26 protein-coding genes and 1 tRNA gene are annotated in these 24,962 nt (G+C 64.1%); 13 read left to right on the top strand and 14 right to left on the bottom strand.

The annotated features are described in order from the left end of the window. Positions 1-334: 334 nt before the first annotated feature. The 5 genes from HD842_RS09355 to mltA all read right to left on the bottom strand — a co-directional run bounded on the left by HD842_RS09355 (position 335) and on the right by mltA (position 5,352). Positions 335-1,873 carry a phospholipase D family protein gene (locus tag HD842_RS09355; RefSeq protein WP_183553763.1) on the bottom strand — a complete coding sequence of 513 codons (1,539 nt, stop codon included), beginning with the start codon at positions 1,871-1,873 and terminating at the stop codon, positions 335-337. Positions 1,874-1,876: 3 nt separating this feature from the next. Continuing rightward, positions 1,877-2,653 carry an enoyl-CoA hydratase gene (locus tag HD842_RS09360; RefSeq protein ID WP_183553765.1) on the bottom strand — a complete coding sequence of 259 codons (777 nt, stop codon included), beginning with the start codon at positions 2,651-2,653 and terminating at the stop codon, positions 1,877-1,879. A 103-nt stretch (positions 2,654-2,756) separates the two neighbouring features. Next, the gene (locus tag HD842_RS09365) at positions 2,757-3,455 is read right to left on the bottom strand and encodes a DUF2145 domain-containing protein (RefSeq protein ID WP_229424697.1); all 699 of its coding nucleotides are present in this window, start codon (positions 3,453-3,455) and stop codon (positions 2,757-2,759) included. Positions 3,456-3,570: 115 nt separating this feature from the next. Continuing rightward, positions 3,571-4,014: a hypothetical protein gene (locus HD842_RS09370; RefSeq protein ID WP_183553769.1), complete on the bottom strand. Its 444-nt coding sequence runs from the start codon at positions 4,012-4,014 to the stop codon at positions 3,571-3,573. A gap of 126 nt (positions 4,015-4,140) precedes the next feature. Beyond that, on the bottom strand, positions 4,141-5,352 hold the full coding sequence (gene mltA / locus HD842_RS09375; RefSeq protein WP_183553771.1) for a murein transglycosylase A: 1,212 nt from the start codon (positions 5,350-5,352) through the stop codon (positions 4,141-4,143). 19 nt (positions 5,353-5,371) lie between these two features. Between mltA and HD842_RS24275 the strand changes: the two genes are divergently transcribed. After that, positions 5,372-5,497 (top strand): hypothetical protein, encoded by a 126-nt coding sequence (locus HD842_RS24275; RefSeq protein ID WP_258837389.1) that lies wholly within the window; start codon positions 5,372-5,374, stop codon positions 5,495-5,497. A gap of 2 nt (positions 5,498-5,499) precedes the next feature. Here the strand turns inward: HD842_RS24275 and apaG are convergent, their stop codons facing one another. Continuing rightward, the gene (gene apaG / locus HD842_RS09380) at positions 5,500-5,874 is read right to left on the bottom strand and encodes a Co2+/Mg2+ efflux protein ApaG (protein WP_183553774.1); all 375 of its coding nucleotides are present in this window, start codon (positions 5,872-5,874) and stop codon (positions 5,500-5,502) included. Positions 5,875-6,066: 192 nt separating this feature from the next. On the opposite strand from apaG, the gene rpe reads away from it, so the two are divergent. The 6 genes from rpe (at position 6,067) to trpC (ending at position 11,704) form a co-directional block, all read left to right on the top strand. Further along, on the top strand, positions 6,067-6,738 hold the full coding sequence (gene rpe / locus HD842_RS09385) for a ribulose-phosphate 3-epimerase (protein ID WP_183553776.1): 672 nt from the start codon (positions 6,067-6,069) through the stop codon (positions 6,736-6,738). Beyond that, complete coding sequence (gph, locus tag HD842_RS09390) at positions 6,738-7,445, top strand: phosphoglycolate phosphatase (protein WP_183553778.1); 708 nt, start codon at positions 6,738-6,740, stop codon at positions 7,443-7,445. Before rpe ends, gph begins: the two co-directional genes overlap by 1 nt. Positions 7,446-7,643: 198 nt before the next feature. Further along, on the top strand, positions 7,644-9,140 hold the full coding sequence (trpE, locus tag HD842_RS09395) for an anthranilate synthase component I (protein WP_183553780.1): 1,497 nt from the start codon (positions 7,644-7,646) through the stop codon (positions 9,138-9,140). Between the two features lies 1 nt (position 9,141). Beyond that, the gene (locus HD842_RS09400; RefSeq protein WP_183553782.1) at positions 9,142-9,705 is read left to right on the top strand and encodes an anthranilate synthase component II; all 564 of its coding nucleotides are present in this window, start codon (positions 9,142-9,144) and stop codon (positions 9,703-9,705) included. 144 nt (positions 9,706-9,849) lie between these two features. Next, the gene (gene trpD / locus HD842_RS09405) at positions 9,850-10,887 is read left to right on the top strand and encodes an anthranilate phosphoribosyltransferase (RefSeq protein WP_183553784.1); all 1,038 of its coding nucleotides are present in this window, start codon (positions 9,850-9,852) and stop codon (positions 10,885-10,887) included. 16 nt (positions 10,888-10,903) lie between these two features. Then, a complete protein-coding gene (gene trpC, locus HD842_RS09410) occupies positions 10,904-11,704 on the top strand; it encodes an indole-3-glycerol phosphate synthase TrpC (RefSeq protein WP_183553786.1) in 801 nt (266 codons plus the stop codon). 150 nt (positions 11,705-11,854) lie between these two features. Here the strand turns inward: trpC and HD842_RS09415 are convergent, their stop codons facing one another. After that, the gene (locus HD842_RS09415) at positions 11,855-12,319 is read right to left on the bottom strand and encodes a MerC domain-containing protein (RefSeq protein ID WP_183553788.1); all 465 of its coding nucleotides are present in this window, start codon (positions 12,317-12,319) and stop codon (positions 11,855-11,857) included. A 154-nt stretch (positions 12,320-12,473) separates the two neighbouring features. Then, positions 12,474-14,570 carry a TonB-dependent receptor domain-containing protein gene (locus tag HD842_RS09420; RefSeq protein ID WP_183553790.1) on the bottom strand — a complete coding sequence of 699 codons (2,097 nt, stop codon included), beginning with the start codon at positions 14,568-14,570 and terminating at the stop codon, positions 12,474-12,476. 163 nt (positions 14,571-14,733) lie between these two features. On the opposite strand from HD842_RS09420, the gene HD842_RS09425 reads away from it, so the two are divergent. Continuing rightward, complete coding sequence (locus HD842_RS09425; protein ID WP_183553791.1) at positions 14,734-15,120, top strand: Fur family transcriptional regulator; 387 nt, start codon at positions 14,734-14,736, stop codon at positions 15,118-15,120. Between the two features lie 39 nt (positions 15,121-15,159). Here HD842_RS09425 and HD842_RS09430 read toward each other — a convergent pair whose 3' ends face one another. The 5 genes from HD842_RS09430 to HD842_RS09450 all read right to left on the bottom strand — a co-directional run bounded on the left by HD842_RS09430 (position 15,160) and on the right by HD842_RS09450 (position 21,044). Further along, a complete protein-coding gene (locus HD842_RS09430; protein WP_183553792.1) occupies positions 15,160-16,485 on the bottom strand; it encodes an amidohydrolase in 1,326 nt (441 codons plus the stop codon). A gap of 102 nt (positions 16,486-16,587) precedes the next feature. Further along, a complete protein-coding gene (locus HD842_RS09435; RefSeq protein ID WP_183553793.1) occupies positions 16,588-18,408 on the bottom strand; it encodes a M61 family metallopeptidase in 1,821 nt (606 codons plus the stop codon). Between the two features lie 51 nt (positions 18,409-18,459). Then, positions 18,460-19,062, bottom strand: coding sequence for a nucleotidyltransferase family protein (locus HD842_RS09440; protein ID WP_183553794.1), 603 nt, complete (start codon positions 19,060-19,062; stop codon positions 18,460-18,462). Between the two features lie 5 nt (positions 19,063-19,067). Continuing rightward, positions 19,068-19,802 (bottom strand): DsbC family protein, encoded by a 735-nt coding sequence (locus tag HD842_RS09445; protein WP_183553795.1) that lies wholly within the window; start codon positions 19,800-19,802, stop codon positions 19,068-19,070. 12 nt (positions 19,803-19,814) lie between these two features. Next, positions 19,815-21,044: an FAD-dependent monooxygenase gene (locus tag HD842_RS09450; protein ID WP_183553796.1), complete on the bottom strand. Its 1,230-nt coding sequence runs from the start codon at positions 21,042-21,044 to the stop codon at positions 19,815-19,817. A 174-nt stretch (positions 21,045-21,218) separates the two neighbouring features. On the opposite strand from HD842_RS09450, the gene HD842_RS09455 reads away from it, so the two are divergent. From HD842_RS09455 to uvsE, 5 genes are all read left to right on the top strand, one after another. Continuing rightward, positions 21,219-21,294 (top strand) — tRNA-Phe (locus tag HD842_RS09455). A gap of 63 nt (positions 21,295-21,357) precedes the next feature. After that, complete coding sequence (locus tag HD842_RS09460) at positions 21,358-21,699, top strand: zinc ribbon domain-containing protein YjdM (RefSeq protein ID WP_183553797.1); 342 nt, start codon at positions 21,358-21,360, stop codon at positions 21,697-21,699. An 80-nt stretch (positions 21,700-21,779) separates the two neighbouring features. Continuing rightward, on the top strand, positions 21,780-22,364 hold the full coding sequence (locus HD842_RS09465) for a lipocalin family protein (RefSeq protein WP_183553799.1): 585 nt from the start codon (positions 21,780-21,782) through the stop codon (positions 22,362-22,364). Positions 22,365-22,386: 22 nt separating this feature from the next. Then, positions 22,387-23,244 carry a CAP domain-containing protein gene (locus HD842_RS09470; protein ID WP_183553801.1) on the top strand — a complete coding sequence of 286 codons (858 nt, stop codon included), beginning with the start codon at positions 22,387-22,389 and terminating at the stop codon, positions 23,242-23,244. A gap of 94 nt (positions 23,245-23,338) precedes the next feature. Beyond that, the gene (gene uvsE, locus HD842_RS09475; RefSeq protein WP_183553803.1) at positions 23,339-24,253 is read left to right on the top strand and encodes a UV DNA damage repair endonuclease UvsE; all 915 of its coding nucleotides are present in this window, start codon (positions 23,339-23,341) and stop codon (positions 24,251-24,253) included. On the opposite strand, the gene HD842_RS09480 is transcribed toward uvsE, so the two are convergent. Then, positions 24,234-24,962 (bottom strand): alpha/beta fold hydrolase, encoded by a 729-nt coding sequence (locus HD842_RS09480; RefSeq protein WP_183553805.1) that lies wholly within the window; start codon positions 24,960-24,962, stop codon positions 24,234-24,236. The two genes, uvsE and HD842_RS09480, sit on opposite strands and share 20 nt — an antisense overlap.

Consider the following 24,962-nt stretch of genomic DNA (forward strand, 5'->3'; position numbering starts at 1 on the left):
GAACATTTGATAATTTAAGTAATCAAGAACCGAAGTTCTTGGCACCTTCATCAAACGCCCACACTTATCGACTGTTAATTTTTAAAGAACTTTATCTGGCACTGCCTTGCCGCATGGTGCGAATCGTTTTGTTCGCTGCAGCAGAGAAGAGAGATTATGCTGCAATCCTACAATCTCGTCAACCCCTTCTTTTCGCTTCGTCTCAGATTTCTCTGGGGACCTGTTCTCGTAACCACTTGATTACGTTAACGTTTTCGGTCAGTGCCGAAGCGGAGGCGAACTATACCAAACCTGCCACGCAGTCCGCAAGGGACTACAAGGAAAAGATTTTGTCCTACAAGAGCCAGTCGATCGGCAGCCAACCCAGACCATGTACGACGGCCCGCTTCCACCACGTCGTTCCAGGCTCGACATCGTGCCGGATGATCTTGCCGTCGCGGCCCTCCAGCCAGTAGACATTCCCCTTCTCATCCAGCAACACTTCATAGGCACGCATCGGCAAGGTCTCGTCCAGCGTTGTACTCAGGCGGTGGGCCAGCTCGACGCTGTCGATCACCATCCCCATTTCGGTATTCAGGTGAATCGACCGCTGGTCGAAGTTGAACGAGCCGACGAAGATCCGGTTACCGTCCACGCCAAATGTCTTGGCATGCAGGCTCGCATCTGAACTGCCAAAGCCGGGGCCACTGCGCTTCTTCTTGCGCGATGGTTCGTCGGTCGACGCACGGCGCAGTTCATACAGCGCCACGCCGGCCTCCAGCAACGGTTTGCGCCACTTTGCATAACCCGCATGGACGGCAGAAACGTCAGTCGCCTCAAGCGAATTCGTAAGTACCCGGATTTTTGCGCCCTTCTTGGCCATCTCGACCATTGCGGCTGCCCCATCCTTGCCCGGCACGAAGTACGGCGAAACCAGATCCAGATTGCGCTCGGGCTGACCGAACAACACCGCGAGTCTGGCTGCAATATTCTCATCCGGCGACGACTGGTTCAGCACCTTGGCCGGATCGTCGCTCAGGAAACGCGCATGCGCCCATTCCAGCGGCAGCGTCCCGCTCATGACTTTGTTCAAGAATGCCGATTGTCCGATCGCATCCAGATATTCTTTGGTCTCGGCATCGACCGTGGCCGGCGGCGGCGCCTTCGCATCCTTGACCATCAGCGCCAGCGGATACGCCGACGGACAATTCCAATACAGGTCGAAATCCGCGGAAACTTCTTTCACCACCGGACCGGTAGCGATCACGTCGAGGTCGGCAAACGAAATATCGCCCGCTGCGCCGAAATACTCGTCGCCCACATTGCGGCCGCCGATGATCGTGGCCTTGTTGTCGGCGGTGAACGATTTATTGTGCATGCGCCGGTTCATGCGCCAGAAATCGGCGACCATGCCGAGCGGACGCATCGAGCGAATACCGTTCGGATTAAACAGCCGCACTTCGATCTGTGGATGGGCGTCGAGCTGGGCCAAGATCGCGTCCAGGCCACCCGTGTTATTGTCGTCCAGCAGCAGGCGCACCCGCACGCCACGGTCCGCCGCCTTGCGCAAGGCGTTGAACATCAGCATGCCGGTCGTGTCGTTGCGCCAGATATAGTATTGAACGTCCAGGCTGCGATCGGCCGCCTGCGCCAGCACGGCGCGCGCGGCGAACGCGTCACGCCCATCGGGCAGGCTGTGAATGCCGACCAGGCCGGGATGCGCCGTGGTCAGTGGCAACAGCGCCTGGCCGAGCCGGGTATTGTCCGTATCAGTCAAGGCGGTACTGGCAACGCGCCCCTCAAGCGGTGGCAGCGTTGAGCAACTCGACAGCGTCAATGCGCCTGCAAGCAGCGCCGTTGGCAAGAGCAGCCATAATTTGGCGCGCTTCTTCATGGTTCAATGTCCTTCGAAGTCAGGTTTGCGTTTTTCAAGGAATGCCGACATGCCTTCTTTCTGCGCAGGGGTGCCGAAACCGGCATGGAAGTAGCGGCGTTCGTAGGCCACGCCCTGGCTCAGCGTCATCTCATAGGCCTGGTTGACGCAATCCTTGATCTGCATGGCAACCGATACGGGCATCTCGGCAATGCCCTGGGCGATCTTGATCGCCTCGTCCATCACCTCGGCCGCCGGGTACACGCGCGAGACCAGCCCGGTCCGCTCTGCCTCGGCGGCGTCGATCATGCGCGTGGTGAGCAGCATGTCCATTGCTTTCGACTTGGAAATGGCGCGCGGCAAACGCTGGGTGCCGCCGGCGCCCGGTGTCACGCCAACCTTGATCTCGGGCTGCCCGAACTTCGCGCTATCGGCGGCGATCAAAAAGTCGCACATCATCGCCAGCTCACAACCACCACCCAGGCAATAGCCCGAAACCACGCCGATGACCGGCTTACGGATGTCGAGGATGTGTTCCCAGTTGCGGCCAATATAGTTATTGCCGTAGGTTTCCTGGTAATCGTACTGTGCCATGGCGGCGATGTCGGCGCCGGCAGCGAAGGCTTTCTCGCTACCCGTCAACACGATGACGTTGATGGCCAGATCCTGGTCGAACGCGCGCAGCGCATGGCCCAGCTCATTCATCATATTGTCGTTGAGCGCATTCATCGCCTTCGGACGGTTCAGCCGTACCACGGCGACCTTGCCGTGGTTCTCGATCAACAGGTCAGCATATTCCATGGGACACCCTCATCTGGTTGGATAGTATCGTCGCGATTGTAGCGCTTTCCGTGCACGTCAAGTAGAGCGCCCCGATCGGCCGACATGCATGCGACGCCGCCCATTACGGTCCTGCCGGCGGCAGCACGATTGGTAGTTCGGGACAGCCCATGGCCTGGCAACCATTGGGCAATGTTCGCAGCCAAGTCACGATCGACTCCACCGACACGGTCTGGATCCTGCCCTTCCAGCGCAAGCTGGACGGATGGTCGTCAAACGCAATATTCGCCTTCGAGATCCGCGCGCTCAGGCGCGTCATCGTGCCCAACGCCAGCTCGGTTGGCTGGTAACCGGTCGACGCCAGCCAGGTCTGCGCCGTGGCGCGGGTCGTTGCCGCGCCCTCGGGTGCGATGGCGTAGGCCAGCATTTCCAGCACCCAGCCGTTCGAATTCTGATAGCGCGTGCTGAACGGATAGGCAGCCAAGCTGTAGTGCGGCTCGTGGTAGTCGCGCGCCTTGTTGCCAAGCAGCGCATTCTTGAGCCGGGCTTGCACGGCAGGCGCCAAGCGCCAGATCCCGGCCTGATAACGCACTGGCGCGTCAGAGAAGAAATTGATCAACCCTTCGTCGTACAGTGCCGACGTCGCCGTGCCGCACGTGTTGAGCTTGTGCACCACCGACCAGGCGCCAGCCGGATGTGTGCGTACGGCAAATGCCGCGTGCGAATAGGTCAGCCGGTAGGCCGACAGATCCTGCCCCACGCGCGCGATCAGCACGACATCGTCGCCGATGCCTTCCAGCGCCGTGCGCGTGAGATCGGCCATTTGCATGCTTCGGACCAATAGCTCTGGAGAGGCGACCTGCTCCTCGCAGGGGGTGCCGGCGAAGGCCGTCGGCACCGCCAACGCCAGTGCGGCCGCAGCAACGGCGCGGCGCATCCTAGCTGCGCGGGCGCGAGTGGGCCATGCCGGTGCCTGGTTCGGCCAGCAGGGCAATCGTCGCCTTGCCTTTCTTGACGGCATAGCCAGCCTTGCCGATTGCTTCGATATCAATGCGATCGCCAGCCTTGATTGCCTCGTTCTGCGCGATCCGGGTCTGGATCGCCATATCGATCTTCAACTGCTGGTCGTTGCTGTGCAGTTCGAGCGCAGTCTTGTCGCCCTCGGGCCGGACCGTCACGACGCTCCAGCGCTTGGAAACGTCGATTGCAGCCTGCGAGCCTTCTGACACTGTTTTCGCGCTCAGATAAACCACACTGAACGGCACCAGCAGCACGATGCTGCCCACCGACAGTACGGTATCGGAAGGACCAGGCGCGGCGGCCTGGCTGGGCGCGGCAATCGCAGCGGCAAGGGTAATGGCAAGAAGGGAATGCAGACGCATGAATAGAACCTGTCAAAAATGAAAGCACCACCACGTCACCGCGCATCAATCACAGCGGAAAATTGCAACGTGGAAATTGAATCAAAAGTCAGAGTAGCCCGATTCTCTCATTAATGCAACGAAGGTTCACTTCGGCAACAACACCCACATCGTCCCACTTTGCTTCATGAGTCCGGCATTTTCCGTCGCTTCCGGCCCGAAGCCGAAGAAGAAATCGGCCCGCACCGCGCCGCGAATCGCACCGCCCACATCCTGCCCCATCACCAGCCGCTGCAATGGTGCGCCATCCTTCGGCAGAGTCGTGGACAGCCACACTGGCGCCCCCAACGGCAGGATGGTGCGGTCGATGGCAATCGAGCGGCCCGGCGTCAGCGGCACATTGAGCGCGCCACGCGGCCCGACGCCCGGGTCAGAAACTTTGGTCTCCGTGAAGAAGATATAGCTCGGGTTCACATTCAACAGTTCCTGGCGCCGCGACGGATTGGCCGCAATCCAGGCCCGGATCGACTGGGCCGATACCTGGTCCGGCGTCATGATCCCCTGCTCCACGAACCAGCGCCCGATGGCTTTGTAGGGATGACCGTTCTGGTCGGCATAGCCCAAGCGCACCGTTTCGCCGGTATCGAGCTTGATGCGGCCCGATCCCTGCACTTCGAGAAAGAACGCATCCACCGGATCGCTCACCCACAGCAACTCCTTGCCGCTCAATGGCGCGCGGTCGATGTCGGCGCGGCTCTGATACGGGATCACGGTCTTGCCGGACAGCCGGCCCCGCAGGCGCCGGTTCTGCAGATCGGGATAGATGCTGCCCAGGTCGACCGTCACCAGATCGTCCGGTACACGGTACAGCGGCGTCTGGAACGCCCCGCCCCGCTTGCGCGCGCCATACAGCATCGCCTCGTAATAGCCGGTGATCAATCCGGTGTCGGCGCCATCAGGATTACGCAACTGGTTCGGCACGAAATACGTCTCGAAAAAACGGCGCACGGCAACGACGTCTTTGGCGTCGACCGCGCCGGCCGCCGCGCACGGGGCTTTCCACGGCGCCTGGCGCGACGCCAGTACGCTGCACGATTGGAGGAAGGCCGGCCAGGCCTGACGCACGTCGTCCTGCTGCCAGCCCGGCAGCGCGGCAAAGGTGGCAGGCGTGAGCGGCGCTGTCGGCGCGGTCGGTGCTGGCGGCTGAACCGGCGGCGGCACCACCACCGGGCCGACCGGCGGCGGCATCGTGACCGGCGGCGGCGCGGAGGGCGCCGTGGGCTTTGGTTCGGTCGAACAGGCGCTCAGCAGGCTGACGAGCGCGATCAGGACGGGTACACTGCGGCGTATTGTATACATGGGAACCATGGGAACCGATATGTGGATCTTGATGGTGGAAGCCGGCGTCGCGCTGTTCCTGTTCGTGTTCATCGTCTGGTGGACCATGTTCGCCGGCCGCAAAGACAGCGACCGGGACGACGGCGACGACACCCCCGCCCCGTAGGCTCAGTGCAGGGAGCGCGGCGGCGACAGCACGAATTCGGGAATGGTCGCCTCGAAGCGATGGCCATCCTCGGCCACGCAGAAGTATTCGCCGCGCATCGAGCCCTGCGCGGTGCCCAGGTGCGTGCCGCTCGTGTACTCGAACTGCTCGCCCGGCGCCAGCAACGGCTGGTGACCGACCACGCCCAGCCCTTTGACTTCCTGCATCTGGTTATTGGCGTCGAGAATCACCCAATGACGGGAAATGAGCTGGGCAGGAATGCTGCCGGTGTTCTTGATCGTGATCGTGTAGCTGAACACGAACTGGCTCCGGTCCGGGTCGGACTGCTCCGCCAGGTATTGCGTTCTGACGGTGACAGCGAAATCGTAGGCGGGCATCGAGGTTCCTTGCGTGATCGTGGACTCGGCCGCTGCGCCATTCGCAGGGGCCGGCGCGCCATGTGGCGCAAATAACAATCATACCGCCTGTGGCCGCCAAGCGCCGACGCGCCATGGCATCGCCAACGCTGGAGGCGCCAGCGCGACCGGCGTAGAATAGCGGATTCCCACCAAAACACGCATCGTCGCCCCATGACCACCTACCGCATCGCTCCCAGCATCCTGTCCGCCGATTTCGCCCGCCTGGGTGAAGAAGTGCGCAATGTCGTTGCCGCCGGCGCCGACATCATCCACTTCGACGTGATGGACAACCATTACGTCCCGAACCTGACCATCGGCCCGCTCGTCTGCCAGGCGATCCGCCCGCACGTGGACGTGCCGATCGACGTGCACCTGATGGTCAAGCCGGTCGACCGCATCATTCCCGATTTCGCCAAGGCCGGCGCCAACATCATTACCTTCCATCCGGAAGCGTCAGAGCACATCGACCGCACGCTGCAGCTGATCCGCGATCACGGTTGCAAGGCCGGCCTGGTCTTCAATCCGGGCACGCCGATGCACTACCTCGAGCACGTGATGGACAAGATCGACATGATTCTGATCATGTCGGTCAACCCGGGCTTCGGCGGCCAGTCGTTCATCCCCGAAGCACTCAAGAAAATCGCCATCGCGCGCCGCCTGATCGACGAATCGGGCCGCGACATCCTGCTCGAAGTCGACGGCGGCATCAAGGCCGAGAACATCGCCGCCGCAGCAGCTGCCGGCGCCGACACGTTCGTGGCCGGCTCGGCCATCTTCGGCAAGCCTGACTACAAAGCCGTGATCGACGCCATGCGCGCCGAACTGGCCACGGTCGCGCGCTGATGCGGGCCGGCTCAGCAGGTATCCGGGCCGTCATCATCGACCTCGATGGCACCATGCTCGACACGGTGCCCGACTTCGAGGCGGCGCTGAACGGCATGCGCCATGACCTTGGCCTGGCGCCCATCAGCCAGGCCATCATCAAGCCGCTGGTCGGCAAGGGCTCCGAAAAACTGGTGCGCGACGCGCTGCTGCTCGACTGGGATGCGGCGCGGGTCGACGCGGCCTATACCGATGCGATGGCCGGCTACCAGCGGCATTACCTGGCCATCAATGGCGATCGCAGCACGCTGTATGACGGCGTGCTCGATGGTCTGGCCGCAATGCAGGCGCTGGGCCTGCGCCTGGTCTGCGTGACCAACAAGCCAATTGCATTCGCACTGCCTCTGCTGGCCCAGAAAGGCCTCGCGCCGTATTTCGAGCACGTGTTCGGCGGCGACTCGTTCGCCAAGAAGAAGCCGGACGCCATGCCGATGCTGGGCGCCTGCGCGGCGCTGGACATCCCGCCAGCGCAGGTGGTGGCGATTGGCGACTCGTCGAACGACGCCGAAAGCGCCCGCGCCGCCGGCTGTTTCGTACTCACGGTCCCGTACGGCTACAACCACGGGCGTCCTGTACAAGAAATTCAATCCGATGGTATAGTGGATTCGCTGCTGGATGCAGCACGCCGCATCGGCGCGCACAATGCAACGGCCAGCTTAACCAACTAACTTTTCTCACCATGTTTTTCACCAAAAAACTCACTGTCAACCAAACCGGCGCCCCTGAGGCCTGGGTCTGGCGACGCTGGCAATCCTGGGCTGACTAAGCCGTACCGATTGCTGCCGGGTGTGCGTGCGACTGCACGCCACCGGCGGGTTTTTTGAAGCACACCACCGCCCTCTTCCCCGTGGCGGTCTGGAGAAAACATGACCGAACTCGAATTCAAGTCCCTGGCAAACCAGGGCTACAACCGCATCCCCCTGATCGCGGAAGCCTTCGCCGACCTCGAAACCCCGCTCACGCTGTACCTCAAGCTGGCGCAATCGCAGAACACCGGCAAGAACACCTTCCTGCTCGAATCGGTGGTGGGCGGTGAACGCTTTGGCCGCTACTCGTTCATCGGCCTGCCGGCGCACACGCTGCTGCGCACGACCGGCAACCTGACCGAGATCGTCAAGAACGGCGAAGTGATCGAGTCGCACGAAGGCAATCCGCTCGACTTCATCGAAGCGTATCAGGCGCGCTTCAAGGTCGCGCTGCGCCCTGGCCTGCCGCGCTTCTGCGGTGGCCTGGCCGGCTACTTCGGCTACGACACGGTGCGCCACATCGAGCACAAGCTGGCCGCGAGCACCCCGCGCGATGAGCTGGGCCTGCCCGACATCCAGCTGATGGTGACCGAAGAACTGGCGGTGATCGACAACCTGTCGGGCAAGCTGTACCTGATCGTGTACGCCGACCCGGGCCAGCCCGAAGCATATTCGCGCGGGCGTCAGCGCCTGAAAGACCTGCGCATGATGCTGCGCCGGAGCGTCGATGCGCCGGTGACGTCGGCCTCGGTGCGAACCGAATCGGTGCGCGACTTCAGCAAAGAGGATTACCTGAAGGCCGTCGCCAAAGCCCACGAATACGTGATGGCCGGTGACCTGATGCAGGTGCAGATCGGCCAGCGCATCCGCAAGCCGTATGTCGATTCGCCACTGTCGCTGTATCGCTCGCTGCGTTCGCTGAACCCGTCGCCGTACATGTACTACTACAACTTCGGCGACATGCAGATCGTCGGCTCGTCGCCCGAGATTTTGGTGCGCAACGAGACGCTGCCTGAAGGCGGCCGCAAGGTCACGCTGCGCCCGATCGCCGGCACGCGCGGGCGCGGCGCGACGCCGGAACGCGACGCCGCACTGGCGGCCGAACTGCTGGCCGATCCAAAGGAAGTGGCCGAACACGTGATGCTGATCGACCTGGCGCGCAACGACATCGGCCGCATCGCCGATACCGGCAGCGTCAAGGTCACCGACCGCATGGTCATCGAAAAATACTCGCACGTGCAGCACATCGTTTCGAACGTCGAGGGCAAGCTGAAAGACGGCATGTCGAACCTGGACGTGCTGCGCGCGACCTTCCCGGCCGGCACCCTGACCGGCGCGCCGAAGGTGCGGGCGATGGAAGTAATCGACGAGCTGGAGCCCGTGAAGCGCGGCATCTACGGCGGCGCCTGCGGCTACCTGAGCTTTGGCGGCGAGATGGACGTGGCGATCGCGATCCGCACCGGCGTGATCAAGGACGGCAACCTGTACGTGCAGGCCGCCGCCGGCATCGTCGCCGATTCGATCCCCGAGATGGAATGGCAAGAGACCGAACACAAGGCGCGCGCCGTGCTGCGCGCGGCCGAGCAAGTGCAAGATGGCCTGGATGGAGAGTTCTGACATGCTGCTCATGATCGACAACTACGACTCGTTCACCTACAACATCGTGCAGTATTTCGGCGAACTGGGTGAAGACGTACGCACCGTGCGCAACGACGAGATAACGCTCGAAGAGATCGCGGCCATGAAGCCCGACCGCATCTGCATCTCGCCGGGCCCGAAGGCGCCGAAGGATGCCGGCATCTCGCTCGACGTGCTGCGCGAATTCGGCGGCAAGCTGCCAATTCTGGGCGTATGCCTCGGCCACCAGGCCATCGGCGAAGCATTCGGCGGCAAGGTCATTCGCGCCAAGCAGGTCATGCACGGTAAAACGTCGACCATCGCGCACATCGGCGAAGGCGTGTTCCAGGACCTGCCGAGCCCTTACACGGTGATCCGCTACCACTCGCTGGCGATCGAGCGCGCGTCGCTGCCGGCCTGCCTCGAAGTGACCGCATGGACCGACGACGGCGAGATCATGGGCGTGCGCCACAAGACGTTCGACATCGAGGGCGTGCAGTTCCACCCCGAGTCGATCCTGTCCGAGCACGGCCACGCGCTGCTGAAGAACTTCCTGACGCGCTGATGCACGTCATTCCCGCGAAGGCGGGAATCCAAGTCAGCACCGCAGCCTGTCCGTCATCAGCACCCCGGACACGCAACAAACTTGGGTTCCCGCCTGCGCGGGAACGACGTACGAGCGAATACTGACACCATACTGGACCCCGCCATGGCGATCACCCCACAAGAAGCGCTGCTGCGCTGTATCGAACACCGCGAAATCTTCCACGACGAAATGCTGTCGCTTTTCCGCCAGATCATGTCGGGCGATGTGTCGCCGACCATGGTTGCGGCGCTGACCGTCGGCCTGCGCGTGAAAAAAGAAACCATCGGCGAAATCACCGCCGCCGCGCAAGTGATGCGCGAGTTCTCGACCAAGGTGCCGATGGCCGACACCACCGGCCTGCTCGACATCGTCGGCACCGGCGGCGACGGCGCTAACACCTTCAATATCTCGAGCGCGGCGATGTTCGTCGCCGCCGCTGCCGGTGCGCGTGTGGCCAAGCATGGCGGGCGCAGCGTCTCGTCATCGTCCGGCAGCGCCGACCTGATCGAAGCCTTCGGCGCCCACATCGACCTGACGCCCGAGCAGATCGCGCAATCGATCGCGCAGACCGGCATTGGCTTCATGTTCGCACCGAACCACCACGCGGCGATGAAGCACGTGGCGCCCGTGCGGCGCGAGCTGGGCGTGCGCAGCATCTTCAACATCCTGGGCCCGCTGACCAATCCGGCCGGCGCGCCGAACATCCTGATGGGCGTGTTCCACCCCGACCTGGTCGGCATCCAGGTGCGCGTGCTGCAGCGCCTCGGCGCCCAGCATGCGGTCGTGGTCTGGGGCCGCGACAATATGGACGAAGTCTCGCTGGGCGCCGGCACCATCGTCGGTGAACTGGTCAACGGCGAGATCCGCGAATACGAAATCCACCCGGAAGACTTCGGCCTGCAAATGGTCTCGAGCCGCAACCTGAAGGTGGCCAACGCTGAAGAATCCAAGGCGCGCGTGCTCGAAGCCCTGCGCGGCGAGCCTGGCCCGGCGCACGACATCGTCGCGCTCAACGCCGGCACCGCACTGTACGCCGCCGGCGTGGCCGACTCGATCGGCGCAGGCCTGGAGCAGGCGCGCGCCGCCATCGCCTCGGGCGCGGCAGTCGCCAAGCTCGAACAGTTCGTCCAGGTCACGCGCCAGCTCGGCGCGGCCAACTGATACCGAAAGCACCAGCATGTCCGACATCCTCGACAAGATCCTGGCCGTAAAGGCCGACGAAGTGGCCGCCGCACGCAAGCACCGCGATTTGTACAGCCTGCGCCACGAAGTGGAAAGCGATGGCGACGCGCGCCGCAGCCTGCGCGGCTTCGAGCAAGCCTTGCGCGCGAAAATCGCCGCGGGCCAGGCCGGCGTGATCGCCGAAGTCAAGAAAGCCTCGCCATCGAAGGGCGTGCTGCGCGCCGACTTCCAGCCGGCCGCGATTGCGCAGAGCTACGCCGAACATGGCGCAGCATGCCTGTCGGTGCTGACCGACGTGAATTTCTTCCAGGGTTCGAGCGAGTATCTGCGCCAGGCGCGCGTCGCGTGTACGCTGCCGATCCTGCGCAAGGATTTCATGGTCGACCTGTACCAGGTCTATGAAGCGCGCGCGATGGGCGCCGATGCGATCCTTCTGATCGTGGCGGCGCTGGACCACGGCCTGATGGCCGAACTGGAAGCATGCGCGCTGGAGCTGGGAATGGACGTGCTGGTCGAAGTGCACGACGGCGCAGAACTCGACGCGGCCCTGCAATTGCGTACCCCGCTGGTGGGCATCAACAACCGCAACCTGCGCACGTTCGATGTCACGCTCGACACCACGCTCGGCCTGCTGCAAGCGATTCCGCCAGAGCGCCTGGTGGTTACCGAATCGGGCATCCTCGGACCGCAGGATGTGCAGCGCATGCGCGACGCCAACGTGCATGCCTTCCTCGTTGGCGAAGCCTTCATGCGCGCTGAAAACCCTGGCCAAGAGCTGGCGCGTCTGTTCGCGTAAAAAATTGTTGGGTGGACGGGTTCAACGAAATTTGGTGCGCCACGAATCAGGCTCAATCAAACGCGTGGGCGGCACAGCCGCCCACCCTACGAGCTGTTCGCGTAGGGTGGACGGGTCCCCCGTCCACGCGTTCAACTAAACGATAAGCGCTTAACGCACATTGCACGGCGCAGGCGCCGCATGGCAGCCGTCATGCTGCGTACGCGTCGTGCAGCGCTTGCAGAACCGGCGGTTGCGCAGGTGCGCGTACAGCAGCATGAAACCGCTGAGGACAGCGACAGCCGCTTCGGCGTGCTCGCCCAGCAGCGGGCTGACGATGAACACGGCCGCCAGGAACAGCGCCAGGCCAGCGCAGCCGATCAGCAGCGTTGTCTTGTCACGGTGCCGCAGATAGCCAGGCACCAGCGCCAGCAGCACCGGCAGCGTGATCGCTGCGATCAACGTGTCGTGGAAGGTGTCGTGCGCGTGGGCGAGCCCCAGCATCGGAAACGCCAGGATCACGAGCGGCATTGCCAGGCAATGCAGCAGGCACAGGACGGATGCCGTCATGCCGGCGATATCGCCGAATTTGATCAGTGCAGTTTTGGTCAGAGCGTTCTTGCCTGGGTGATTCATAGCCCTGTTCCAATCATCATTAGAATCTAATGATAACCCATTATCGTTAGTGATTCAACGCACATGACGAATCGTGCATGCGATATCAGGCCCCAAAAGACAAACGGCGCACGACAGAATCTGCCGTGCGCCGCTAGAGAGTCTGCAATCAGCGTCAGAACATCACGCGAATCCCTGCCGTGATATTGCGGCCGGTAAGGGGCGCCGCATTCTTGATGAACGACGTGTGGCTGAACGCCAGTTCGTCGGTCAGGTTGTTCAGGCGCGCATAGAACTGCGTCGGCACGCCGCCGATGCGGGTCGAGTAATGGGTGCCCACATTGAGCATGTTGTAGCCACCCGTTTCGGTCTCGTACTCGGCCAGCTTGTCCTGCTTGCCGACGCGGTACAGCTCGACCATGCCGTGCCAGCCGTTCCAGTCGCCGTCGAACTTCACGCCGATGCGGCTGGCTGGAATGCGCGGCAGGTTGCGGCTGCCGTCACCACCATCGAAACGGGCGCGCACGTAGTCGCCGAACACGGTTGCGCTCAGGCTGGACGACAGCTTCTGGCGGATTTCGCCTTCCACGCCGGTGAACAGCGCGTCACGCTGCGTGTACTGCACCAGCTGGAAGCCGTCCTGGCTGTCCAGCGTGCGCGCATAGATGTAGTTGTCGACCTTGTTGCGGAACGCGCTCACCGAGAACGTCGTGTCGCCGTCAAACTTGCGCAGCGTGAGGTCGACGTTGTTCGAGGTTTCCTTGTCCAGGTTCTGGTTGCCGATCTCGTAGGTGGACGTGGCCAGGTGGGCGCCGTCCGCGTACAGTTCTTCGGCGGTCGGCAGGCGGTGGCTACGCGAGAGCGACGTGCCCAGCGAATAGCCTGGCGTGAGCTTCCACACCGCGCCGACCGATGCCGACGTGCCGCGCGCATCGGTGTTGGCCAGGCCAGGTGCATCGACCTCGATGTCCTGCCACTCGTGGCGCAGGCCGGCCTCGAAGCGCCAGTCCTGCAGCTTGTATTCCTCGGTCAGGAACGCCGCATGCTTTTTGGTGAGGGTCGGCGGCACGTACGCTTCTTCGCCCAGCGCCGAGAAATCGCGGCGCGTGGTCTGCAGGCCGAACACGCCGCGCACACCGGCAATCGGCGCGTGCACCGCTTCGAGGCGGGCATCAATGCCCTTGTTGCGGAACGAGGTCGAGACCACGTTCTCTTCCAGCTCATCGTGGACGTACTCGGTGAACGAGGCGCGCATGCGTACACGCTCGATGCCGGCCATTGGATTGCGGTACTCGCCGCGCACGTCCCAGCGCTTGCTGTCGAGTTTCACGACCGGGACGTCGCTGTGCTCGTGCTCATGCTCGTGCCCTTCTTCGTCGTGGTCGTGCCCCTCTTCTTCTTCATGACCGCCGCAATGCAGCTGGACGCCATGCGGATGGCAGCCTTCGAATTCGTGGTTGTGGCCCGGGATGCCGTATTCGGTGCGCTCTTTCGTGAAGGCCGCGCCAAGGTAGCCATTCTTGCCGATCCACGACAGGCCGACCGTGCCGGTCTCGCCTTCCTTGTAGCTGCCCAGCACGCGGCGGCCATCGACCCAGTCCTTGCCGACGCGGTAGTCGCCCGCATCGCGCTTGACGCCTTCCAGGTGCAGCGCGACGTTGCTGCCGGCGGCCGTGGTGAATTCAAAAGCGCCCGTCTTTTCGCGCGCGGCCGAGTTGGCGCGGATTTCCGCGCTGCCTTCCAGGCCATTTTCCGGCATCGCCGTCGGGATCTTGCGGTCGATGATGTTGACGACGCCGCCCACTGCGCCGCCTCCGTAGGCCAGCGCGGACGGGCCGCGCAGCACTTCGATGCGCTCGGCCAGCACGGGTTCGAATGCGACAGCGTGATCGGGGCTGATGGTCGAGGCATCCTGGATCTCGGCGCCGTCCGACAGGATTTTCACGCGCGGGCCATCCATGCCGCGGATCACCGGGCGGCTCGCGCCGGCGCCGAAGTGGCTCGACGTGATCCCCGGCTGGTGGGCCAGCGTTTCGCCCAGCGTCGATTCGCGCGCACGCACCAGTTCGGCGCCGCCGAGCGAGGTGACCGGCGTGATCATGTCGTCGTGCACCACGCCCAGGGCGCTGGCCGACACCACCACGGTCGGTACGCTGTCCGGATCGGCCGCCATGCGGCCCGTCGTCGTCTGGGCATGGACGGCCAGCGGCGCGCCGAAGGCCAGCATCAGCGCCAGGGTCAGTGGCGTGCGCTTGCAGGTGAAATGCGACATGGTGAAATCCTTGGTGATGAGATGAACGGCAGGCGGCAGGTCACCGGGCGCAGTCGCGTCTAGTGATAAGCCATTATCATTAACGTCGAGATGATAGGCCATTATCAATAAGGATTCAACCCCCTTCTGGCCGAAGGGTCGCGCTTTCAGGTATTCTTCGGCTATGCAACGCAATACACGCCAAAAATCAGCCATCCTGCACGCGATCGAGCATGCGCGCCGTCCACTGTCGCCACAAGAGATCCTGGCCGAAGCCAGCCAGGCCGTCAGCCAGATCGGCATGGCCACGATCTACCGCAACCTCAAGTCGCTGGTGGACGACGGCGCGCTGAAGGTCGTCACATTGCCGGGCGACGGCGCCCGCTACGAATCGACCAGCGTGGCCGAGCACCATCATCACCACTTCCAGTGCACCAACTGCCAGCGCGTGTTCGACGTGCACGCCTGCCCGGGCGACATCGACCACATGGCCCCGAAAGGCTTCAGCGTCGAGCGCCACGAACTCACGCTGTACGGCCGCTGCGCCGATTGCATCAAGGCCTCGCCGTAACAGCAGCGCGGCCCGTGAAGGGCCGCGCGTTGTTGCTCTCTATTTACCCAGCATGTTCAGCACCGCCAGCGTCATCGCCTGGGCGCTCGTCTTGATCGATGGCTCCGGCACCGGCGCGTAGAACGGCGAATGGTTGAACGCGATCGGCTTGCCGCCTGCTTGTTCGGCTGCGGCGACATCCTTCGGGTCATACACGCCGGTAAAGAAGAACATCGATGGCACGCCTTCGTTGGCGTACAGCGAAAAGTCTTCGCTGGCCGTCATGGCCGGCATGCGATGGGCCTTGTCCGCGCCGAACGCTTCCTTGAATACCACTTCGGTCTTGTTGACCAGCTCCGTGCTGTTGACGATCGCCTGGCCACCGCCGCCGATCAGCATCTCGGGCTTCGGTGCGCCCGCCATTGCGGCCGATCCTTCCGCCACGCGGCGCACGCCCTCGAGCAGCTTGGCCCGTACCTGCGGGCTGTATGAGCGAATAGTGCCGCGCACCTGGACGCTGTCGGGGATGATGTTGCCCACCGTGCCGCCCTGGATCGAACCGATGGTGACAACGCCGAATTCCTTCGGGTCCTTCTCGCGGCTGACGACCGTCTGCACGTCGACGACAAAGCGCGCCGCAATCGCGATCGGATCGACGGTCTTGTCGGGCGCCGAACCATGGCCGCCACGGCCCTTGAAGGTGATCTCGAGCGAGTCGGAATTGGACGACACCGGGCCGTCGTTGTAGCCGATCGTGCCATACGCCAGTGGCCACGAATGCAGCGCGAACGCGTAGTCGGGTTTCGGGAAGCGCTTGAACAGGCCGTCGTCCAGCATGGCCTTGGCGCCGGAAACGATTTCTTCGGCCGGCTGGCCGATGAACACGAGCGTGCCCTTCCACTGCCCTTTCAGTTCAACCAGCGTGCGCGCGGTGGCGAGCCAGCTGGTCATGTGGATATCGTGACCGCAGCTGTGGGTCACGAAGCTGTCGCGGCCTTCGCTGGTGGCGCGGGCGCGGCTGGCGTACGGCAAGCCGGTTTTTTCTTCCATCGGCAGGCCATCCATGTCGGTGCGCACCAGGACCGTGGGGCCGGCGCCGTTCTTGAGCACCGCGACGATGCCGGTCTTGCCGACCTTCTCGATGACGGTGAAGCCGAGTTTGCGCATCTCGGCGGCCAGCTTGCCGGCGGTACGCACTTCCTGGAACGCGATCTCGGGATGCGCATGCAGGTCCTTGTAGATCGTGTCGAGCCACGGATACATGGCGTCCACGCGCGTGACGACATCGTTCTTGAGCGGCGCGGCCGGTTGGGCCAGGGCGGAGGTTGCGGACAGTGCCAGGAGCGGCGCACAGGCTGCGGCGGCGATGCGGGTCAGGATCGGCATGGGCTCTTGCGGTCGTGTTGAACAAGCCACAACGATAGCATGCTGCGCTGCGATCCGATGCGGGCGGCGGGTCGTGCCCGCCGCCCGGTATGGCTAGACGGGCTAGACGGCGCTCGGCCGCTTGAGCGCTGCCGGCTTGCGCCCTGCCGCTGCCTGCGACAGCGTGATGACCGGCACGCGGTCGCCCTGCAGCGTAACGTCGAACGCCATCAGTTCGTCGCGCCGGAACGCGTGCACCGGTATCCGGTCGCCGACGCGGTAGCGCGCCAGCAGCGCATCGACATTCGACGGATTGCCGTTCACGCGCAGCCCGTCGATCGCAATGACCACGTCGAGCGCCGACAGGCCGGCCAAATGCGCGGCGCCGCCTTCGTGCACCTGCGTGAGCTTGGCGCCCAGCGGATCGCGCCCGATGCCGGCGTCAAACGAGGCCTTGCCGGTCTTGCGTTCGTCGACCAGCTTGACGCCGAACGGCGCGTACAGCTTGGCCAGCGGCAGGTCCTCCACACCGCGCACGTAGCGCTCGAACAGGTTCCTGAGTTTCAGGCCGCTGACTTCATCAAACAGCGCTTCGACTTCGTGCTCGGTCACGCCGCGCCCGACGCTCGGATAAAAGTCGCGGCCGTAGCGGTCCCACAGCGCCAGCATCACGTCGTCGAGCGACTTGGCCCCGCCTGTCTTGGCGCGGATCGTCAGGTCGAACGCCAGCGCGATCAGCGAACCTTTGGTGTAGTAGCTGATGATCGCGTTGGGCGAATTCTCGTCCTGGCGGTAGTACTTGCTCCAGGCGTCGAAGCTCGACTCAGCCACGCTCTGCTTCAGGCGCCCGCTGCCGCGCAGCACGCCGCACATGGTCTTGGCCTGCAATTTGAAATACGTCGTTTCTCCGATGATCCCGGCGCGCACCAGCATCAGGTCGTCGTAGTAGCTAGTGAAACCCTCGAACAGCCACAGGAGCGGCGTGTAGTTCTCGACCTGCAGGTCGTATGGCGCGAACACGGCCGGCTTGATGCGCTTGACGTTCCAGGTGTGGAAGTACTCGTGGCTGCACAAGCCCAAAAACTGCAGATAGCCTTCGCCCGGCTCGCCGGGTTTCTGGTTTGCCGTGGTGGGCAGGTCGGCGCGCGCGCAGATCAGCGCGGTCGAGGCGCGGTGTTCCAGGCCACCGTAACCGTCGCCCACGGCCATCGTCATGAACACGTAGCGCTCCAGCGGCGCGCGTTTGGTCAGTGGTTCGAAAAACGCGATCTGGGTTTCGCAGATGGCTTTCAGGTCGGCCTGGAGGCGCGCCATATCCAGGTTGGGCACGCGGCCCGTGATGACGATGTCGTGCGGGATGCCGTGCGCCTCGAACGTGGCCAGTTCGAAATCGCCCATTTCGACCGGGTGGTCGATCAGCTCATCGTAGTTGGCCGCGCCATAGGTGCCGAAGCCATAGCGCTTGGCGCCCGCTTCTTTCATCGAGGTCGCCACGCGCCAGGTGCGGGCAGCCGCATCGGCCGGCCGCTGGATGTCGACCTGGTGCGCCGTCGCTTCCTGCCCCACCACGCGCAGGAACACGCTGGTGCCGTTGAAGAAGCCGTGGGTCTGGTCCAGGTGCGCAGCGCGCACCGACAGGTCCCACGCATACACCTCGTAATGCAGCGTTAGCGGGCCGGCGCCTGGTGCTGCGCGCCACGTGTGCTTGTCGAGTTTTGTCAGTGCCACCGCGGCCCCGGCCTGCTCGGCGCGGATGCGCACGATATTGCGCGCGAACTCGCGGATCATGTAGCTGCCCGGGATCCAGGCCGGCAGCGCGAAGATCTGCCCGTCAGGATCGGGATTGGCCACCGTCAGCGTGACGTTGAACAGGTGACCGGCCAGGTCCCGCGGGACGATGGTGTAGAAAATTGCGCTCTGTTTTTTTTGCGATGGCTTTTTCATGATCTGGGGTTGGTCTCGGGTCGCGCCGTATGGACAATAGTGTAAGCGGATTCAGGCTGGCAGATCGCCTTGTGTATCGATGTCGCGCAGGATGCCAGGATCCGGCACGGCGATCGTGGTCACCGGGCTGCTCGCGAGCAGGCGCCGCGCGCCCTGGTCGCCGTCCAGCGCCAGCAAGGCGGCGTGATGGATGGCGCCAAACGCAACCGGATTGCCACGGCGGCCATCGAACAGCGGCGCCGCAATCCCGGCACCGTCGCCAATCGCGCGCACCAGCGCCTGCAGCGTCGCTTCGGCCACGAACGGCATGTCGCCCAGCGCCACGAGCCAGCCGCTGGCGCCATGCGTCTCAAGCGGCGCATGGCGGATCGCATGCGCCAGCGACAGCCCCATGCCGCTGTCGGCATCCGCGCACACGGTGACGGTGCAGCCAAGCGCGCGCAGCGCATCGGCCACGCCGCCATCGTGTGGTGGCACCACCGCCACCACGTGCGGCAGCACCGCCAGCAACCTGCGCGCGCTGGCCACGACGACGAAGTCGCCGCCCGGCAAACGCTGAAGCAGCTTGTTCTGCACGCCGGCCGGATCGAAACGCCGGCCGCGCCCTGCGGCCAGCAGGATGCCGGTGAGCGTGCTGCCCTCGCGCGGCGGCACGCCGGTTACTTCCCGCCCTTGCCTTCGAGCGAATCGAACTTGCCTTCGAGCGCCTTGAGGTCGATCGCGCCCGGGATGCGCGAGCCGTCCGCAAAGAAGATCGCCGGCGTGCCCGTGATGCGCAGCTTCTGGCCCAGCGCGACGATCTTGTCGTTCGGCGTTTCGCACGCAGCCGGTGCGGTCGGTGGCACTTTACCGGCGAGCATCCAGTCGTCCCAGGCCTTGTTGCGGTCGGACGCGCACCAGACGTTCTTCGACTTCACGAACGAATCCTCGGACAGGATGTTGTACATGAAGGTGTAGATCGTGACGTTGTCGATCTCCTTGAGCGTGGTCTGGCGCAGGCGCTTGCAGTAGCCGCAGTTCGGATCCTCGAACACCGCGATCACGCGCTTGCCGTTGCCCTTGACCTGCTTGAGCGCCATCTCGAGCGGCAGGTCGGAGAACTTGATCTTGTTGACGTCATCGATGCGTTCGCGCGTCAGGTTGCGCGAGCTTTTCACGTCGTAGATCTGGCCGATGACGAGGTACTCGCCCTTCTTGTCGGTGTACAGGATGTCGCCCGCGACGCGCACTTCGTACAGGCCCGAATAGGGGGTTTCCTTGACCGACTCGATCTTCGCGCCGCTCAAGCTTGGCTCGAGCGCCTTCTTGATGGTCGATTCGACATTGGTCTGCGCATCGACGCACGAGGCGAGAAGGCCAGTCGCCAGCAGGACGGCGAGCTTCATTTTAAGCATGCTTGTAATTCCTTAGATTGATGACTTGCCCATGGCATGGGCCATCAGGCGCCGCTTCAGTGCCGGCATGTTATTGAGCAGGTTCAGGCCGATATTCCGGACCACGCGCAGCGGTTCCAGGTTCGCGCCGAACAGGCGTTCGAGTCCATCGGTGGCCAGTTGCATCAGCAGCACCTCTTCCTTGCGCTTGCGGGCATAGCGCGCCAGCACCCGCTCGTCGCCGATGGCGCGCCGCTCTTCGCGGTCACGCACGATCGCAAGCAAGTCGACGATGTCGCCAAACCCCAGGTTCATGCCATGGCCGGCCAGCGGATGCACGGCGTGCGCCGCGTCGCCCACCAGCGCCACGTGCGGCGCCACCATCGCATGCGGCTTGACCAGCGCCAGCGGCAGTGCAGCCACGGCGTCCGGCTGCAACGGGCGCAGCGTGCCCAGGATGTCGTCGGCGTACGCGCCCAGCCGGATCGCCAGCTCGCCCAGCGACTCTTCCATCAGTGTGGCGGCCAGCGTTTCCGGCGCCGACCATACGAGCGAGACGCGGTTGCCCGGCAGCGGCAGCAGCGCGATGATCCCGTCCGAGCCGGTGAACCACTGGTGCGCGACGCCGTGGTGCGGCTTGTCGCAGGCGAAGTTGGTGACGATGGCGCTCTGGTGATACATGCGGTAGTCGACGCCGATATCGCACTGCCCGCGCACCCACGATTCGCGCCCGTCCGCGCCGACCAGCAGCGCGCACTCGACACGGCGGCCGTCTTCGAGGCGCACGGCGGCGCCGCTGTCGCTGCAGGTCAGTTCGCAGGCGCGCCCCTCCACGCGCTGCACATTGTGCGCGAAGCGGAGCGCGGCATCGAGCGCGCCGTTCAAGTTCTGGTCTTCGACGATCCATGCGAGCGTGCCGACCCGTGCGCCGAAGGCATCAAAGCCCAGGCTGCCGCCATCGGCGCCGTCACCATGCACGTCCATCTCATCGACCGGCGCGATGCGCGCCATGTCGAGGGCGTCCCATACCTTCAGTGACGCCAGCAGGTCGTGCGCCGTGTGGTTGAGCGCATACACGCGCACGTCCCACGGTCGCTCGACGGCCGGTGCAGTGGCCGCAGCGGGCGCTTGCCGGGCCGGCGGCGCCAGCAGCGTCACGCTGTGGCCGGCCTGGGCGAAGCCGAGGGCTGCCGTCTTGGCGATGGCGCCATTGCCGACGATGCAGACGTCGGTCCGGATGGTAGAAGTCGAGGGCGTGGTCATGGGGACATTATAGCGATATGCCGGTGCCGGGGGCCGGGCGGCGGACTCGCACCCGCGCAGGTGAGCGGGACAGGCGGATGCGCTGGGCAGCCACCTGCAGACCACGTTTGCGCGATCGCGCGCGCAAGAGCACTTGCGCAACTGAAAAACGCTGGCTATAATCGTGCCTCTCTTGGCCTGGTAGCTCAGTTGGTAGAGCAGAGGATTGAAAATCCTTGTGTCGGTGGTTCGATTCCGCCCCGGGCCACCAAGAATTCAGCAACACGCAAAAAACGCCACCACCGAGTGGCGTTTTTGCATTCCAAGGCCACTCATGCATACCCTTCCGCCCTGCCCTCTCTGCCAATCGGCCTATACCTATGACGACGGCGCCGGCCAGTATGTCTGCCCGGAATGCGCGCACGAGTGGCCGATCGCGGGTGCGGCTACCGCCGAGACCGCGCGTGTCTACAAAGATGCGTCGGGCAACATCCTGCAGGACGGCGACACCGTCACCGTGATCAAGGACCTCAAGCCTAAGGGCTCGGGCGGCGTGATCAAGCAGGGCACCAAGGTCAAGAACATCCGCCTCGTCGACGCTGACCACGATATCGATTGCAAGATCGATGGCTTCGGCGCCATGAGCCTGAAGACGGAGTTCGTGCGCAAGGTGTAATAGCGTGGCGCTGTAAACCATGCGACATCATGGCGGTTTTGTCATTATTCTGTGAACCTTGAAGATCACAAGAGGTTCCCATGTTTGCCAAGCCATCGTTCCTTGCCGCGTGCGCCACGCTCGCCCTGTCTGGCCTCTGCGCCGGGTCGGCATTGGCTGCTGACGCTGCCAAGCCATTGCAGCCGATCGAATCGCTCGCGGTGCCCCGCTATATGGGCGTCTGGTACGAAATCGCCAAGTTCCCGAACGAGTTCCAGAAGAAATGCGTGGGCGACACCAGCGCTACCTATAACCTCGACAAGGACGGCCGGGTCAAGGTGATCAACCGCTGCCGCACAGCCGACGGCAAGGTCGATACCGCCGAAGGCGTCGCGCGCCAGCCGGGCGCGGCCACGTCGCCCAAGCTCGAGGTGCGCTTTGCACCGGCCATCCTGTCCTTCATCCCGATGGTATGGGGCGATTACTGGGTGATCGATCTGGACAACAAGTACCAGCTCTCCGCCGTGAGCGAACCCAAGCGCGAATACCTGTGGATCCTGTCGCGCACGCCCCAGGTCGCCCCGGCCGAATACAACGCCTTGCTGGCACGCCTGAAGGCCCAAGGCCTGGACACCTCGAAACTCGTGCTCACCCCGCATACGGTGGCGCCGCAATCCGGGCAGTGACCATCTGGTGAAGCGATCAGTCATGCGTGCTGCCCTCTTCGGGCTCGGCCTGCTGACATCGATCGCGCCAGCCTGGGCCCAGCCCCTTGCTGCCGATCCACTGGCAGCACTGATCAATGCCTACCGCGCCAACCCGGCTGACTGCGATGGCGCACCCGTCGCGCCGGTGACCGCGCTGGTCGCCGAGCCGGCTTTGGCGCAGATCCGGATCGGCTTCGGGACCTTCATCGAATCAGCGCTGGCGCAGGCCGGCTACGCTGCCGATAACGCGGATTCCGTCGACGTTACCGGTCCGGAAGATGCCGTGGCCGCCATGCGCGTGCTGCAGCAGAAGTACTGCAAGGTGCTGCGCAGCGAACAATTCTCGGCCGTGGGCAGCTACCGCGAAGGCGCAACCTGGACCGTCGTGCTGGCTCGCCCGGCGCCGCCCTTGCCATCGACTACCTACCCGGACTGGCGCGATGCCGGCCGCGCCATCCTCGAAGCGGTCAATCTTGCACGCGCCAGCGCACGCATGTGCGGCGACCGCGCATTTGCGCCGGCGCCGCCCTTGCAGTGGAACGCGGTGCTGGGCGAGGCCGCGCTGGCCCACAGCCAAGACATGGCCACCCGCCGCTACTTCAACCACTACGCACAGGACGGCAGCGACCCGGCCGATCGCGCCACGCGCGCCGGATATCGCTGGCACCGGTTGGGCGAAAACATCGCCTTCGGCCAGCACTCGCCACAGGAAGCGGTCGACGGCTGGATCGACAGCCCGGGGCACTGCGCCAACATCATGCAAGCGGACTTCACCGAAATGGGCGCGGCCTATGGCGTCACGGCCGACCGGCAGGCTGGCATCATCTACTGGACCCAGGTGTTCGGCACGCCGCGGTAAGGTGACAAAAACGCGCCCTGCCCCGCTTTCGACCCTGGTTCCAACCCCAGGCGCGCTCTTCGTCAACGCTGCTTCGGCTAGACTTGCCTGCACCATGACCCTGATCGCCACCCAACCACACCTCGGCCTTGTCTGCATCACCGTCTCGAAAGAGGTGCGGTATCGCACGATCACGCGCAAGCGCCTGCTCGACCTGTCCGAAGACGGCCAGCAGCGCGCGCTGGAAGACATCTACCGCGACAATATCCAGACGCTCGACAACGCCCTGCGCTACTGCGAGCGCGAAGGTATCAAGCTGTACCGGATGCCGTCGTCGATCTTCCCGTTCGCCGACGAGCCGTTCGGCCTGGCGGTTCTGGAAAAATTCAAGGACACCCTGGGCCGATCGGGCCGGCGCGCGACCGAACGCGGCATCCGGCTGGTGATGCATCCCGACCAGTTTGTGGTACTCAGTTCGGACTCGGAGAACGTCGTTGCCAACAGCGTCAAGATCCTGCAAATGCACGCCGACATCATGGATTTGCTGGAGCAACCGCGTTCGCCCTGGGCGCTGCTGGAGATCCACGGTGGCAAATCCGACCGCGAAGACCAGCTGGTGGCCCGCATCGCCGAACTGCCCGAGGCAATCCGCAGCCGCCTGTGCCTGGAGAATGACGAATACGCCTACAGCGCCGACGAAATCCACGCCGTCTGCGTGCGTGCGGGTGTGCCGATGGTGTTCGACGCCCACCACCACATCGTTCATGAAAAGCTCGACAGCTACGACCACCCGAGCGTCGCCGAAACGCTGGCCAAGGCCCGCGCCACCTGGCCCGATCCGGCGCACCAGCTGGTGCATATCTCGAACGGCCGCGAAGGTTTCAACGACCGCCAGCATTCCGACCTGATTTCGGTGATGCCGTCGTCTTACCTGCAAGCGCCCTGGATCGAGATCGAGGCCAAGCATAAGGAAGACGCGATCCGCGGCCTGCACGGCTGGTGCGAGAAAATCACGCCCGCCGCAACGTAGCCGTTCGGCCGGCGCGCAAGGCTGACACGCTTTCCAGCCACGGCACCAGCACGTCTGCCAGCGCCTGCGGCGCTTCGATCGGGATCATGTGGCCGCTGTCCTCGATGATGGCAAACGTGGACCCGGCAATCCCCGCATGCAGTTCCTGCGATTCTTCCAGGCTGCGCAAGCGGTCGTACTGAGCCGCGACGATCAGCGTCGGGCACCGGATCTGCTCCAGCAGATGCAGGTCGCCCGGCCGCTCGACCATTGACTGGTTGCGAAACGCCTCCGCGCCCAGCCGCACACCCATCTGGCGTACACGTTCGATTAACGCGTCATCGCCCGCATTTTCAGGATGCAGCGATGTAGCAATCGCCGTGCGGCTCAGGCCCGCGAACGACACCGACGGCGCCGAGCGCGCCACCGCGCGCTTGCCCTGCCTGACCGCATCGGTATCGGGCCGGGTCGAGCTGGCGATCAGGGCCAGCGCTTCCACCCGTGAGGGCGCCTGGCGCACGATCTCGCGCGTGACGTAGCCACCCATCGAAAAGCCGACGAGGATGAACGACGGCGGCGCATCGCGCAACACGCGTGCCGCCATTGCTTCGAGCGATGCGTCGTGACGCAGGTCGGCATGCACGAGCGGGCCGAATGGCGAGAGCGGCGCGCGCAGATCGGCCCATAGCGTGTCATCGGCCATGTAGCCGGGTACCAGCAGAATCGTCAT

The organism is Massilia aurea (assembly GCF_014200505.1).
Lineage (GTDB): Bacteria > Pseudomonadota > Gammaproteobacteria > Burkholderiales > Burkholderiaceae_D > Telluria > Telluria aurea_B.

Coding starts and splice junctions, on each gene's coding strand:
- HD842_RS09355 (WP_183553763.1), bottom strand. CDS start 1,873: ATGAAGAAGCGCGCCAAATTATGGCTGCTCTTGCCAACGGCGCTGCTT.
- HD842_RS09360 (WP_183553765.1), bottom strand. CDS start 2,653: ATGGAATATGCTGACCTGTTGATCGAGAACCACGGCAAGGTCGCCGTG.
- HD842_RS09365 (WP_229424697.1), bottom strand. CDS start 3,455: ATGGCCGATCTCACGCGCACGGCGCTGGAAGGCATCGGCGACGATGTC.
- HD842_RS09370 (WP_183553769.1), bottom strand. CDS start 4,014: ATGCGTCTGCATTCCCTTCTTGCCATTACCCTTGCCGCTGCGATTGCC.
- mltA (WP_183553771.1), bottom strand. CDS start 5,352: ATGTATACAATACGCCGCAGTGTACCCGTCCTGATCGCGCTCGTCAGC.
- HD842_RS24275 (WP_258837389.1), top strand. CDS start 5,372: ATGTGGATCTTGATGGTGGAAGCCGGCGTCGCGCTGTTCCTGTTCGTG.
- apaG (WP_183553774.1), bottom strand. CDS start 5,874: ATGCCCGCCTACGATTTCGCTGTCACCGTCAGAACGCAATACCTGGCG.
- rpe (WP_183553776.1), top strand. CDS start 6,067: ATGACCACCTACCGCATCGCTCCCAGCATCCTGTCCGCCGATTTCGCC.
- gph (WP_183553778.1), top strand. CDS start 6,738: ATGCGGGCCGGCTCAGCAGGTATCCGGGCCGTCATCATCGACCTCGAT.
- trpE (WP_183553780.1), top strand. CDS start 7,644: ATGACCGAACTCGAATTCAAGTCCCTGGCAAACCAGGGCTACAACCGC.
- HD842_RS09400 (WP_183553782.1), top strand. CDS start 9,142: ATGCTGCTCATGATCGACAACTACGACTCGTTCACCTACAACATCGTG.
- trpD (WP_183553784.1), top strand. CDS start 9,850: ATGGCGATCACCCCACAAGAAGCGCTGCTGCGCTGTATCGAACACCGC.
- trpC (WP_183553786.1), top strand. CDS start 10,904: ATGTCCGACATCCTCGACAAGATCCTGGCCGTAAAGGCCGACGAAGTG.
- HD842_RS09415 (WP_183553788.1), bottom strand. CDS start 12,319: ATGAATCACCCAGGCAAGAACGCTCTGACCAAAACTGCACTGATCAAA.
- HD842_RS09420 (WP_183553790.1), bottom strand. CDS start 14,570: ATGTCGCATTTCACCTGCAAGCGCACGCCACTGACCCTGGCGCTGATG.
- HD842_RS09425 (WP_183553791.1), top strand. CDS start 14,734: ATGCAACGCAATACACGCCAAAAATCAGCCATCCTGCACGCGATCGAG.
- HD842_RS09430 (WP_183553792.1), bottom strand. CDS start 16,485: ATGCCGATCCTGACCCGCATCGCCGCCGCAGCCTGTGCGCCGCTCCTG.
- HD842_RS09435 (WP_183553793.1), bottom strand. CDS start 18,408: ATGAAAAAGCCATCGCAAAAAAAACAGAGCGCAATTTTCTACACCATC.
- HD842_RS09445 (WP_183553795.1), bottom strand. CDS start 19,802: ATGCTTAAAATGAAGCTCGCCGTCCTGCTGGCGACTGGCCTTCTCGCC.
- HD842_RS09450 (WP_183553796.1), bottom strand. CDS start 21,044: ATGACCACGCCCTCGACTTCTACCATCCGGACCGACGTCTGCATCGTC.
- HD842_RS09460 (WP_183553797.1), top strand. CDS start 21,358: ATGCATACCCTTCCGCCCTGCCCTCTCTGCCAATCGGCCTATACCTAT.
- HD842_RS09465 (WP_183553799.1), top strand. CDS start 21,780: ATGTTTGCCAAGCCATCGTTCCTTGCCGCGTGCGCCACGCTCGCCCTG.
- HD842_RS09470 (WP_183553801.1), top strand. CDS start 22,387: ATGCGTGCTGCCCTCTTCGGGCTCGGCCTGCTGACATCGATCGCGCCA.
- uvsE (WP_183553803.1), top strand. CDS start 23,339: ATGACCCTGATCGCCACCCAACCACACCTCGGCCTTGTCTGCATCACC.
- HD842_RS09480 (WP_183553805.1), bottom strand. CDS start 24,962: ATGACGATTCTGCTGGTACCCGGCTACATGGCCGATGACACGCTATGG.